Source organism: Mucilaginibacter sp. (assembly GCF_041660805.1).
Taxonomy (GTDB): domain Bacteria; phylum Bacteroidota; class Bacteroidia; order Sphingobacteriales; family Sphingobacteriaceae; genus Mucilaginibacter.
In genome coordinates this window covers 27,244-41,756 of record NZ_JBAZVP010000039.1, presented here as the reverse complement: position 1 = coordinate 41,756, position 14,513 = coordinate 27,244, and the positions used below count along the sequence as shown (strand labels likewise).

Genomic DNA, 14,513 nt, shown 5'->3' with positions numbered 1-14,513 from the left:
ATTTAAATCAGATGAAGACAAAATATATATTTTTAAGCCTTATAGCCTGCCTGTTTACCGGCTGCACCAAGGATTTTCTGGATCGTAAGCCCATTGACTTTTTAGCCCCTGATAACTTTAAAACCGAGAATGATATCAAAGGCGCTGTAAATGGCATTTATACCGCATACATATCCGACAAGAATGAACCTATATATACCGATTTCATTGTTGACAACGGTTATTTCCCCGATTACAGGGATATGTGGAACAGGACTTATAATAATGAAACAAGCTATATTGTTAACAAATGGTCAAGGGATTACAAGGTGATTTTACGCGCCAATACCCTACTGGCAAATATTGATGGTGTAAAACTTACTCCCACTGCTTATAATCAATATAAAGGCGAAGCAACATTTTTAAGGGCCCTTGCTTATTTCGACCTATCATTCTTCTTTGGCGGCGTTCCGCTAAGACTAAAACCCGAAGGACTGGAAGATGCCAATAAACCTCTTACTTCTAAAGAGGACATTGTGAACTTTGTGCTTACCGAATTGGAAGATGCCTCAAACATGCTGCCGGTATCGTACGCTGCTTCTGAAAAAGGCAGGGCAACTAAAGGTGCTGCTTTGGCTATTAAAGCAAGGGTATTGCTATTTAACAAGCGCTATGACGAGGCTATTACCTATTGTAAAAAGGTTGATGCCTTAAACTACTACAGAATAATGCCGGATTATACTTCATTGTTTATACCAGGCGGAGAAGCAGGGAATTTGGAAATGATCTTTGATATGGAATTCATGACAAATGCTGCGCCTCAAAATTTATCAAACTCCTGGTATGATCGTTTTTATTCGTTTGGAGGGTACCAGGTATCTTATGACCTGTATCAGCAGTATTATTCTACTAATGGATTATCAATCAATGATTCAAAAAACAAGCTATATAATCCGGCTGTACGCACTTCCGATCTTGTATCTCCTTCAAAATATATAATTGCTGGTGGTTATGATAACCGGTTCCAGAACCGCGACCCACGCATGTATTATTCTATGGTTGTTCCCTATTCAATAGATAAATATGACAAAACCACTCATGCCCCGGGAGTATATTACCCGTCTATCATTAAAGCTACAAATACAACCAGCTTTAGGGTAAGAAAGTATATAGATTACACTAATTACAGTGTAACCGGAATCTCCGGTGTTAACCCCATAATTATCAGATACGCCGATGTTTTACTAATGGAAGCTGAGGCCATGGTTGAAAAAGGCGGTTATGATGAAAACATTGTTTTTGGCTTAATAAATCAGGTTAGGCAGCGCCCCGGTGTAATGATGCCAAAAGTAGAAGATGTTGAAGGCCGTGGCCTTCCTGTAGCTACGTTAAGAAATGTGATAAGGCATGAGAGAAGAGTTGAATTTGCTTTTGAGGGATTAAGAATATTTGACATTATGCGGTGGGATATCGGCGCAGATGCTTACACAAACCTGCAAGGTTTTGATCCGGCAAAATTGACCCAGTTCGCATCAACAGGGATAGTATATCAAATTAACACCGCATTAACGCGCACTCCTTATAATGCATCTAAAGGCTATTTATGGCCAATTCCCAAAACTGAGCTTGATGCTAATAAGTCAATCCAATAATAGGTTATGATGTTAATGAACAGTAAAAATAAAATGATTAGCCACGCTGCTTGCGTGTTAGTTGGCTTGCTGCTTACAGCATTTTCCACAACGCTATATGCGCAGGTAAGAGTTGCTGATTTTGGCGCTGTTCCTAACGACTCGAAAAACGATCTGGAGGCTATCCGGTCAGCCATTAAACACCTTAATACATCGGCTGTTAAAAAGTTGATTTTTGAAGCTGGTGTATATGATCTGGATGTTGATGATGCTGCAAAAAATACTGCATTAAGCATCAGTAACATTAATAATTTGACTTTTGAAGGGGCTGTAAAAGCCAATAAAGAACCAGCTACTACCCTATTGAGGCACTATAAGTTTAAAAATAACCTCTCGGCTAAAAACATCCTTTACATAAACAATTGCACCAACTTTTCTTTAAAGAACATCATTTTTGACAATGCACCAAGGTACTCAACTGCCGGAGAAGTCGTAGCTAATGACGGAAAGTCAATAACCGTTAAAATTTTTGACGGAAACCCTGTATTAGATGGCAGCATGTTTTATTGTGCCAATAGTTGGGATTTAAAAAGTAAGTCGTTATTGCCTGTTGAAAGTATTACCTATGGCGGTGATGTTTCAAGCAAAGCAAATGAATACACCTGGCATATCGAGGGTGACCCTTCCAAACGCCTTATGAAGCTAAATTCCCCTTCGGCAGCGTCAAAAGTGCACATTGGCGAAGGATTAAGCTGGCATTACGGCTTTAATGGTGTGCAGGTGCTCTTTGAAAAGTGCAATAACCTGAATGTTGATAATGTGTGGACCTATAACGCCATTGGTTTTTGTATGGAAGCGCAGATCTGTGAAAATATCCATGCTTCAAATGTAAAGATCATAGCACCTGCCAACCAGCTTGCTGTTGGCTCAAGGGATGGATGGAAACTCTATGCCTGCCGGGGAACGGTAGTTATGGATAATATTTACATGGAAGGTGTAAGATGGGATGGGCAGAATGTTCATGGTTCGTTTGTTTGGCCTCATCAAATCATCAGCAAGAAAAAAATATGGTTTAAGAAAAAATATGCCGCGGCCTTCCCTATCAAAGCAGGATCAAAAATAGGTTTCTGGAATGGGCAGCAAGAGGTGTTCAGGATAGTTGATACCAGTTATGTAGCGAAACTACCGGGTAATGTAGGTGGCTTTATGGTAACCTTTACAACACCCGTACCCGATTTTGTTAATGCCAGTACTTTATGTACCGTATATAGCTGGAATATTAATTCCTATACGCTCAGCAACTCCACTTTCAAAAATATTGCCGGCTGTGCAAGCATTATTCGCAATACCAATGTAAGTATTCTTAATTGCAAATTTTCAAACGTCATGTATCCTTTATTGATAGGTGCAGCTATTGAAGAAGGCGAAGGGGGCATTCCACAAAATATTAAAATTACAGGCAACTATTTCGAAAGCTCCGGTTGGATGGCACGTCATAATGTTAGTGGGGCCATTGCCATAAGGACGCAGGATGTTAACGAAAAATTGGATTACGATCCGGCCAAAAAAGACTTACCGCTCCCATTAACTACACCTTATATGAAGAACATCACAATTAAGAATAACATTATTAAAAATTGTATTACAGGTATTAACGCCGCAGGTGTAAACGGCTTGGTTATAAGTGGCAATCAATTTATAAATGTTCAGGAAAAAATTAAAATTAATGCTTGCCTTAATGTTGTTAACGATCAATAATTAACACACAAAACTAACTTATAACACTGTATACCAAAGCAATCCAAATAATATATGAGTAAAATTGACTACGTAGTAATGGCCATTTTTGCTGTTCTTATCTTAAGTATAGGAATGGCTTTCACCCGAAAAGGAAGCAAAAGTTCCAGCTCATTCTTTGAAGCCGGAGGGGAAACGCCGTGGTGGATCAATGGGCTATCTCTTTTTATAAGCTATTTCTCAGCAGGCACCTTTGTTGTTTGGGGCTCAATAGCTTACAAATATGGCCTTGTATCAAACGGGATACAGATCTCGATGGCTTTAGCCGGATTTTTTGTAGCAATCTTCATAGCAGGCAAATGGAAAAAAATAGGCGCCGTAACTGCTGCCGAATACATTGGCAAGCGTTTTGGAGTTAAACCTCAACAATTTTATACCATATTGATAATGCTTTACAGCTTGTTTTCTACCGCGGCTGTACTGTATCCGGTGGGTAAAATGGTTAATGTTGTTACCGGGTTACCTATAAATGCCTGCATATTAGTTATTGGCGCCATAATAATACTTTATACTGCCGCCGGTGGCCTATGGGCTGTTTTAGTAACCGATGTTGTACAGTTTGTTATTTTAACTGCTGCTGTTTTCATCGTGATCCCGCTTGCTATACAACATGTAGGTGGCATGCAAAACTTTACCTCAAAAGCTCCCCCCGACTTTTTTAATTTTTTAAATTCAGAATATTCCATAGGTTTCTTTTTGGCTTTTACAGCCTATCAAACTGTTTACATAGGTGGTAACTGGGCATATGTACAAAGGTATACCAGTGTAAGCAGCGTACCTAATGCCCGCAAGGTTGCTTATCTGTTTACAGGATTGTACCTCATTAGCCCCTTTATATGGATGCTACCGCCAATGATCTACAGGGTATTAAACCCTAATTTAACAGGCTTACAGGCCGAAGGTGCCTACATGCTAATTTGCCAGCAGGTTTTACCGGCCGGTTTAATAGGATTGGTTTTATCAGGGATGGTTTCGGCCACAGCGAGTAAGGCCAATACTACCATAAACCTTGTGGCGGTTGTTTTTGCACATGATGTATATAAAAAAATAATAAGGCCAGGTGCTTCTGAAAAAAATCTTATTGCAGCGGCCAGGTTCTTTACTGTTTTATTCGGAACATTAACCATACTTATCGCCATGATGGTGCCATTAGTGGGGGGCATTGTTGAAATGGTATTAAGTACGGCGTCAATTGCCGGCGGCGCTTTGTTTGCACCAATTATCTGGTCCCTTTATTCAAAAAAACAAACAGCAAGCTCAATAGTACTCGCATCACTTGCGGGGCTCATTATCAGTTTGTTCTTCAAGTTATTGGCACCGGGTTTATTGGGCATTAAACTAAGCCGTGTTTGGGAAACCGCTTTGGGTGTATGTATCCCATTGATAATACTTGCTGTTACAGAGCTAGTTAATAAAGCCCAACCGGTTCCGCTCGAAATTGCGTCTTTTGATCAATCAGACAAATCTCAAACCAAAACATCTTCCGGCGAAATACATGAGCAGGCACAGCAACAAAATATTTTTGGAATAAAAGTGATTGCCATATCAATAGGCATTGTAGGTGTCGGTGTTTTCATTTTGGGGACAATAGCACATCAGGGGTCTGTCGCCATGATCGTAGGGGGCATAATAGCTATGGCATTTTTGCCAATATGGCGTGCTGCGATTAAAATTCAAAAATCCATTATCTAAAATCTAAATTTCAAATAATACACATGATGATTAAGGGTGACGCAGCAGAAAAGCGTGAAAACAAAAAAGTGATCTTAGATGCTGACTTTGTGGTAGCAGGTGGTGGTATATCAGGCTGTTGTGCCGCCATTACCGCAGCCCGAAAAGGCAGCAAAGTAATATTAGTACAGGACAGGCCGGTATTGGGCGGTAATGCAAGCAGCGAAGTCCGGTTGTGGATATTGGGGGCAACCTCCCACATGGGAAATAACAACCGCTGGTCTCGTGAAGGTGGTGTAATTGACGAAATCTTAATAGAAAATTTATATCGTAATAAAGAAGGGAATACATTAATACTGGACACCATCTTACTTGAAAAAGTAATTTCAGAACCAAATATTACTTTATTACTGAACACAGCAGTTACTGATATAGAAAAGAGTGAGGTAAGAACTATCAAAAGTATTAATGCTTTTTGCAGTCAAAACTCCACAGCTTACACACTAAACGGAGAAGTTTTTTGTGATGCCACAGGCGATGGTATAGTAAGTTTTTTAGCGGGTGCCGGCTTTAGGATGGGTGCAGAGAGTAAAGAAGAATTTGATGAACCATTGGCACCAGATGCCGCGTATGGCGAATTGCTTGGCCACTCCTTATACTTTTACAGTAAACGTTCGGATCAGCCGGTTTCCTATATTCCGCCCGCATTCGCGTTAAAAGACATTACAGAAATTCCGAGATATAAGGTACTAAATCAAAACGATTACGGATGCCGGCTTTGGTGGATAGAGTATGGCGGCAGAAGGGATACTGTACATGATACCGAAGAAATTAAATGGGAATTATGGAAAGTGATATACGGTGTTTGGGATTATATCAAAAATTCGGGCCAATTTGATGATGTTGAAAATTTAACCCTTGAGTGGGTTGGCGCTATTCCCGGCAAGCGTGAAAGCAGACGGTTTGAAGGCTTGCACATGCTTAAACAACAAGATGTTGTTGAACAAACAAACTTTGATGATGCGGTTTCTTTTGGTGGCTGGGCGTTAGATCTCCATCCGGCAGATGGTTTATACAGTAGTAAGCCGGGTTGTAATCAATACCATAGTAAAGGGGTTTACAGTATCCCCTACCGTTGTTTTGTTAGCCGTGATATAGACAATCTGTTTTATGCGGGTCGTATTATTAGTACCACACATGTGGCGTTCAGTTCTACCAGGGTTATGGCAACATGCGGCCATGGCGCGCAGGCGGTTGGTATGGCGGCGGCATTATGTACCAAACACCAGGTTAAACCGGCTGCACTACTACAACCCGAATACTTAAAAGAGTTACAGCAAGAACTAAACATTGCCGGGCAATCTATTCCGGGTTTGCCCATTATCCCCGATACCACTAACATCGAAATACCAGCAATCAGTGCATCTTCAACATTATCATTATCCAGTATACCGGCTGATGGAAAATGGCAAAAATTAACCGTTTCCGAAGCGCAGATATTACCACTTGATCAACAGAAATATACGTTTGTTATTCAGATCAAAGCATCAACTGATACCGTATTAAAAGCTGAATTACGCTGCAGCACAAAAAAAGATAATTATACGCCGGACAAAAGCATCCAGATAATTGAAGTGCCTGTAAAAGCAGGTGAACAGAAAGTTACCTTGCAATTTTCAGAAACATTTCCTGAAAATGCTTATGGTTTTTTAATTCTGCAAAAAAATGAGATTATTGAAGTAAAATTAAGTAACACACTTCTTACCGGAATAACTTCTGTTTGTAATGGAAAAAATAAAGCGGTCTCAAATAATGGAAAACAAGAGGTTGATCCAAACACAGGAGTTGAAAGCTTTGAATTTTGGATTCCAAGACGCAGACCCGACAGCTACAATATAGGAATGGAAATTACCCCGGCCCTGTCCGCTTATCATACCAACAATCTACAAAACGGATTTACGAGGCCTTATCTAGGTACAAATGCCTGGGTTGCTGATACTGCCGATAAACAGCCCATGCTTACATTTAGTTGGGACAATCCACAAACTATAAATGCGATAACACTATATTTTGATACCGATTATGATCATGCATTAGAATCATCCCTATACGGTCATCCGGAAGATGTTATCCCGTTTTGTGTGAGTGATTATTCAATTTTCAACAAGGACAAAACCATTGTGTATACCACCGTTGATAATCATCAAACTATAAATAAGATAGTATTTAAAGCCCCTGTTACAACAGACCTATTACATCTGCAATTAAAGCATCCGGACAAAGCACCTGCAGCTATTTACCAGGTTTTGTTTAGTTAACAGCATAAATTAGCGGCACAATAAAAGCATATTGATAATAAAAGAGACATGAATACCATTTTAAAATTTCGCAGATCCTTATTATTACTGATCATATTTAGTTGTACAGTAATTGTATCAAAAGCTAATGGCATTGTAAGGTTATCAAACTTGTTTAGCGATAACATGGTACTACAACGGCAAAAACAAATTAAAATTTACGGCACAGTCAATACAAAGGCTTCATTTGAGGTTGAGTTTGCCGGCAAGAAAAAAAAGGTTAGTACATCGGGCCAGGGAAACTGGGAAGTCACATTTCCTGCCATGGAAGCTGGAGGCCCATACCAGCTTAAAATTGTTTCTGATAGTTCGTTTACACTCAAAAACATTTTATTAGGGGATGTATGGATCTGTTCGGGCCAGTCTAACATGGAATGGGTATTACGACGTACGCTTAACGGCCCATATGAGTTAAAGAAAGCCAATTGTGATGGTATTCGTTTTTTTACTGTACCTAAAAATGTAGCTTCATTCCCCACAGAAAACACTAAAGATGCAAGTTGGAAAACCTGTTCAACAGATAATGCCTGGGAATTTTCTGCTGTTGCCTATTTTTTTGCAAGAGACTTGTATGCAAAATATAACGTGCCTATTGGCATAATTCATTCTTCGTGGGGAGGAACGCCTGCCGAATCATGGATTAGCCGGGAAGCCATTGCAACTCATCCCGATTATAAACAGAAAGCCGACAGCCTTGCAAAGGCATTTGAAAGTGGTAATACAATTGAGGTATTGCAGAAACAGGTATATACTAATAACAGCCTACCCTACCTGAAAAGTTTATTACAAAAAGACAGGGGCTTTATTGAGAAGTGGAATAAGAACGATTACAACGATGCCGGTTGGAAACCATTTATTGTACCTGGCACGTTGGAACAGTTTGGCCCTAACGATTATAAAGGAAGTATTTGGCTGCGTAAACACATCAAAATTCCGGCGTCAATGAGCGGGCAAGACCTTACGCTGATTATGGAAAAGTTGAATGAACGTGATATCACTTATTTTAACGGAACCGAAGTAGGCCGCATAGCAGGTGCCGGTGGCAAAAGAGTTTATCGTATCCCTAAAGCTATGGTTAACCAGGGAGAGAATGTAATTACCATAAGGCTGGAATCGTTTATTAAACCGGCGGGTTTTGAAGCAAGGGACGCGTCAATTATAAGACTGGAGCAAATGGTTGAAACTGATTCACCAACTACCATACCACTTGCCGGCGAGTGGAAATACATGCCGGGTTTACCTTTGGCTGATTATCCGCAGCAACCTAAACCGAGTATAACTGTTTCATCGCTTCCATCGGTGCTTTATAATGGTATGATAGTGCCTCTTGAAAAGTTCACAATAAAAGGTTTCTTATGGTATCAGGGCGAGAATAATGCGGAAAAGGCATTTCAGTATAAAACATTATTCCCGTTGCTGATAAAAGATTGGAGAGAAAAATTCAATCAGGGAGATCTGCCTTTTATTTTCACACAATTATCAGGCTATGGCCCAATTACCAATGATCCGGTAGATAATTTTTGGGCTGAATTAAGGGAAGCTCAATTCCAAACGCTCACATTACCAAATACAGGCATGGCAGTCACCATAGATATTGGTGACCCTTACGATATACACCCGTTAAATAAACAGGTTGTTGGTAAACGTTTAGCTGCTGAGGCAATGAAGCTGGTTTATGGCGAAAGTGATATCAATACATCGCCCTTATACCAATCTGTAACCTATAATGCCGATAGCGTACGCATCAAAGTTACTAATGCTCCTAAAGGGTTAATGACCAAAGGTACAACCGCACCTAAAGGTTTTGCCATAGCTGGCGCGGATAAAAAGTTTGTATGGGCCAACGCAAAAATTGAAGGCAATGAAATAGTGATATGGCAAAAGAACATAAAACCCGCCGCGGTAAGGTACGCCTGGACCGGCAGCCCTGTGGAAAGCAATGGTGCCAATGTTTTTAATAAAGAAGGTTTTCCGTTATCCCCTTTTAGGACAGATACCTGGAAAGAGATAACCGAAGGAAAGAAATAAAGAGTTAATTATTAGCTTGTAAAAGAGTAACAGCCGTAGCCATAAGTAGTAATATTAATCAGTATGAAAAGAAACGAAAAGACATTGATCTATATAAAAAGCATTTTAAATATAACCTTGTTATTTTCCTGCTTCAATCCGGTACAGGCAAACGCTATTTCAATAGGCTATCAGAAAACCGATACCCTTAAAACATTTCCATCAATAATTTCTGTTAATCAAAGTGGTTATAACCTTGGTTCGCCAAAAAGGTTTACCGTACCAAAATCAACAGAAGGACAGTTATTTATAGTTACAGAAGCGAATAATAACACCCCGCTATTTAAAGGAAAATTGCACAAAGGCATAGGCGATTTTACCGCCTTTAACCCGGTTGATAATAAAGGCCAATTTGTAGTAAGGGTAAATAAATTGGTTTCTTATCCTTTTTCCATCAGCAAGCATTGGATAGAAAACACTTTTTTACAGTCTTCGCTTGATTTTATGATTGATGACCGGAGCGTTGTCGGCACTCACCCTTCAGCTTTTGGCGGCTGCCCATGGCGCGATGGCACTTACTACAGTTTTGAAGTCCCTTCCTTAATAATGCAGTACATGGCTAATCCGTCCACATATGAAGCGTTACCAGTACAGATCGATTATCAAAAGGACAAGCAAAAGGTTACCTCTCCAGGCTTTAAATATGTAATGGACTCGGAGGGACAAGATGCATTAAAGACCACGCAAAAATATTATACAGAACTTGATGCTCCGGTTGGCGCAAATGTACCTGATATTGTCCAGCTCATACACTGGGGTATAGGTTATTACATGCTCAACCCGGTAACGCTTGACCCAAGCGGAGATTTTGAAGGGCGCAGGTTACATGCGCAAACAGTTGAACAATTCGCGTTCTTTTTATATGCCTATCCAATGTATAAAAAGTACTTTACCGATGCTTATTATGTAAAAGCAAAAGAGCTGGCCTTTAAATCATGGAGTGATGCGGGGCTGTTTGAACTGTTTACTACTGTTGGTACAGGCAAGGGGCGCGAGTGCCCCGGGCACTCTATTATGCCCAACCTGCTTATGTTTGAAGTAGCCAAAAGAGAGGGAAATAAAGACTCTTCTAAATTCTTAAAAGCTGCTATAAATCAAACAGAATGGATAGTTAAAAATTTGGATTGGAATGATCCGCATACCACAAAAGGGCAACGGATGAGTGAACATAAATTAATTCCATCATTAGTTTATGTTCTGCAGCACTATCCTAACCAGGCACCCAAAGGCCTTAAACAAAAAATAAATGACTGGGCTGATATTGCCATTAAACGTTCAAATAACATTTGGGATTTTAGGCGTTATGATCTGGAAAGTAACTGGACCATTCCAGAATATAGCGAATCGGGTAATATTGCAGGCTTTCCGGCTAGCGCCCTGGCGGCGGCGGCAGTACAAACTGATCCATTAAAGGTAAAACGTTTAGAGCAGCTTGCTTTTGCGGCAATAGACGATCTGTTTGGTCGAAATCCTTTAAATGCCTGTTCTCCCCATCATCATACTTTAGGATTTCAGAATTTGGAAAAAGGATGGCCTAAAGGGTATATCGATGATATATGTGCACGTTTAGAAACAGTTAGGGGGGCTATAAGTTCAGCATGTTCAACCGAAATGTATCCTTATAACCCTAACGGAAAGTTCCGCCATCCCGAAGGATGGACGGCTTTCAATGCAGCATGGAACGTTAGTCTGGCATACCTAACTTACTATAACTCGGGCTTACAATTTATGAGTAAAACTTTGCAAAAATCAAAGCTCTAGTTCACGGTAAATTTAAACTTATGTATTTAATATGCATCTATATTAATAGCAGGGATTCTTAATCATCCTCAACATACTCCAGATCTTTTGAAAAAGTTTCCTGCATATAACTTAAAGCCCAAAAAGCCAGTCCAAGACTTATAATAGCAACTACAACGCCCGCATAAATTAATGAACCGTTAAATAACCCCATTAAATATTTTAGGAGTAATGAAAGGGGAACCACAGACCCGCGTACAAAATTTGGCACCGTTGTGGTTACTGTCGCTCTTATATTGGTGCCAAATTGCTCTGTAGCAATGGTCATAAAAATAACCCAGTAACCTACCGAATAACCTAAAAGCAGGCAGGTTGCATAAAATGCCATCAGGCTTATATCATGCAAAAGGAAAAATACACAAAGAGATGCTGCAGATAAGAATAAGAACGCATACACTACTTTAATCCTGCTTTTGAGATACTGACTAAGCAATCCACTCGTAATATCCCCTAAAACTAAACCTCCGTAACACCAGGCCACTGCTGCGCCTGCATTCACAGGTCCGCTTACATTTAAAATTTTCCCAAATTCAGGAGAAAGAGTAATCAAAATACCTACAACAAACCAAAGCGGAACACCGATAAGGATACATCGTATATATTTTAGAAAACGGCCTTTTTTGAAAATAGAAAAGAAATCTCCCCGCTTTACATCTGTTTTCTCCAGTTTCCCAAACATTCCCGATTCTACAACTCCTATCCTTAAAAAAAGTAAGGAAAGGCCTAAGCCACCGCCTATGAAAAAACAAGTGCGCCAATCAAACAGTTGCGCAATAAAGAAGCCCGCCACTGCACCGCTTACACCTACTGATGCTATAATGGTAGCAGCATATCCCCGTTTTTCTTTAGGCATAAGCTCTGCTACAAGTGTTATGCCGGCTCCAAGCTCTCCGGCAAGGCCAAAACCGGCAATAAAACGCCATATGGCGTAACTTTGAACGGTGTCAACAAACCCATTGGCAATATTAGCTATAGAATACAGAAAAATGGATCCGAATAGTACATATAAACGTCCTTTCTTGTCTGCCAATATTCCCCAAAATATACCTCCGGTCAGCAAGCCTATCATTTGAATATTTAGCAAAAAAATGCCGTTATCTGTTACGTCCTGCCCTTTTAAACCTAATGATTGCAAACTTGGTACACGTACAATGCTGAATAGTAACAGATCATAGATATCTACAAAATACCCCAGGGCGGCTACCAACACAGCTGCACTGAACAACTTGCTGCTGGCCTTATCGCTGTTAGTTTTAATCGTTTCTGTTTCCGTCAAAATATCATTAAAAGCCATTTTTCGATCTGGTTGATTTTATTTTATTTAAGGATTTATATAGGTTGGTTAACATTTCCCTTCGGGTGCTTGTATCTGATGTAAACTTTATTTTTAAACCGGATAACTTATTCCATGATGCAATTTGCTTCTTATCAACAGGTGCATCCAAATTAGCTTCCCAAGCTGGCAGGTAGCCTTTCAAACCCATAAATTGAACCATTTTAAAATCCGGGCTTGAGGGGTTAACATCTTTGTAATATATTAAAGTGGCTTTTTGGTCAATTAACGCACCCTGTAATTGATCATTCTTTATGTCTCTTATACGGGTATGATTATCAATTGCCAGTGATGCAGCTATACCAGCCGCTTGCCCAAGTGCCATCCAGCAAGGCTCCATACGAATAGTTGAAAACCCTATATGACTGCCTGACACTGGCACCGGAAGAATTAAATTATCTACCTGTTTTGGTATCATAACCCCAAGTGGTACGGTATAAACAGCCGTTGGGTAACTGATAAAACCATCAAGATGAATTTTACCCGGCTCACGTTTTCTTACAGCATGCGAATCAAGCGCGTAGTGGCTTGCAGTAACGCTTGATGGGTGCACAGGCGGGCGCTTACCCGGCGATACCGGCGTAGCATCGCGTGCGGTGAAAAAGTACATGGCCTCAAAACGACGGCCCTCCCTTATGTACACCTGGCGGGGAAAATGCTCATTGTCATTATACTCATCTTTAGCCAGACCCCATTCTTTTGTTGCTTTGCGAAAACTTTCGGGAAGTTCTTTTTCATTTTGTGCAAAATAGATAAGCCCGAGGGTATATTCCTTTAATCGCTGTGCAAAAGCGTCTCGCCAGGCCCAGCCAGATGTAGGCCAGGGCCAGTTCTCTTCCGGGAGATCAGTAGAAATAAAGGACATGTGCTGATTATTGCCATCAGTTTTATGGTTAGGTAAGGTTACCATATTGGTTATTTTGCCAATCCCCCATCTGTCTCCAGGTATTTTTGTTACACCGCCATTTGCAAGGGTCTTACGGTTATCTTCCATCATAGCGGTGGTAATCTGCTTCATTTGCACACCTGTATGGTTACCAGTCCAAACATCTTCTATCATTGAAACATATTCGTCCCTGTTATATTTAAGTGGCTTCTCAATGGGCACACTATTCGATGGGTCATTGGTAAGGCATATCCTGTAATTATATGACTGTACTGCATTGTCTGCCTGATAGGTACTGCCTTCGCCCTCGCCCCCTTGCCAGTACTTGTAAACCCTACCGGCTCCTGGCTCATTAAATTCACTTTTGCCTTCGCGACCTACCCTAAAAGGGATGCTAGCGGCTGCACCAAGGTCGCCTTCATAAGTTGCATCTATAAAAACCGCACCTTCATAGTTCTCACTTTTCTTGGTTTCCCTGTTTAATATGCTTATGCGGGATATTTTGCCATTTGCTATTTGAATATTCTGCGGCTCGGCATCAAACTGGCGCATTTTAAGTACCGTTATTTTATTGGTATGCTCAGCCAGCATCTGTCCAAATATTATTTCGGCGACAGATGGTTCAAAGTGATAACCATCACTGCATGCTTTAACCTGCTCAGACGAAGCACCATACTTGTCAGTATAGTACTTTTTAACACGTTCAACAAACTCTGTAAACAAGCCCGTAGTAGCCCCGCGTGTGGCAATATCGGTTGCTCCTAACCCGTTGGCAGGTAACCCGCCTACATGTGAGGTGCGTTCCAGAATAAGCGATGTTTTACCTAACCTGGCTGATGAAATAGCCGTCATGATACCGGCCGGGGTTCCGCCAACAATCACCAGATCGTATTTTTTAACATCCGTACCGGGTTGCGCTTTAACAACAGTGCAAAATGCAATGCTGACAAAAAGCAAGAGTTTAATTTTCAATGGAACTATATTCATTATTG

General features: G+C 40.5%; 8 protein-coding genes. 6 read left to right on the top strand and 2 right to left on the bottom strand.

All coding sequences use genetic code 11. From position 1 onward, the window contains the following. The 6 genes from WC743_RS25685 to WC743_RS25660 all read left to right on the top strand — a co-directional run. On the top strand, positions 1-1,631 hold a 1,631-nt coding region (locus WC743_RS25685; RefSeq protein WP_373016416.1), incomplete at its 5' end, for a RagB/SusD family nutrient uptake outer membrane protein. Positions 1,632-1,646: 15 nt separating this feature from the next. Beyond that, positions 1,647-3,368: a hypothetical protein gene (locus WC743_RS25680; protein ID WP_373016415.1), complete on the top strand. Its 1,722-nt coding sequence runs from the start codon at positions 1,647-1,649 to the stop codon at positions 3,366-3,368. 54 nt (positions 3,369-3,422) lie between these two features. Continuing rightward, positions 3,423-5,099 (top strand): sodium:solute symporter family protein, encoded by a 1,677-nt coding sequence (locus WC743_RS25675; RefSeq protein ID WP_373016414.1) that lies wholly within the window; start codon positions 3,423-3,425, stop codon positions 5,097-5,099. Positions 5,100-5,122: 23 nt separating this feature from the next. After that, the gene (locus WC743_RS25670) at positions 5,123-7,396 is read left to right on the top strand and encodes an FAD-dependent oxidoreductase (RefSeq protein ID WP_373016413.1); all 2,274 of its coding nucleotides are present in this window, start codon (positions 5,123-5,125) and stop codon (positions 7,394-7,396) included. Between the two features lie 48 nt (positions 7,397-7,444). Continuing rightward, positions 7,445-9,463 carry a sialate O-acetylesterase gene (locus tag WC743_RS25665; protein ID WP_373016412.1) on the top strand — a complete coding sequence of 673 codons (2,019 nt, stop codon included), beginning with the start codon at positions 7,445-7,447 and terminating at the stop codon, positions 9,461-9,463. A 63-nt stretch (positions 9,464-9,526) separates the two neighbouring features. After that, positions 9,527-11,263: a hypothetical protein gene (locus WC743_RS25660; RefSeq protein WP_373016411.1), complete on the top strand. Its 1,737-nt coding sequence runs from the start codon at positions 9,527-9,529 to the stop codon at positions 11,261-11,263. Between the two features lie 58 nt (positions 11,264-11,321). Here the strand turns inward: WC743_RS25660 and WC743_RS25655 are convergent, their stop codons facing one another. After that, entirely contained in the window at positions 11,322-12,596 is a 1,275-nt protein-coding gene (locus WC743_RS25655) for an MFS transporter (protein ID WP_373016410.1), read from the bottom strand. After that, entirely contained in the window at positions 12,586-14,508 is a 1,923-nt protein-coding gene (locus WC743_RS25650) for an FAD-dependent oxidoreductase (RefSeq protein ID WP_373016409.1), read from the bottom strand. Before WC743_RS25650 ends, WC743_RS25655 begins: the two co-directional genes overlap by 11 nt. Positions 14,509-14,513 lie beyond the last annotated feature (5 nt).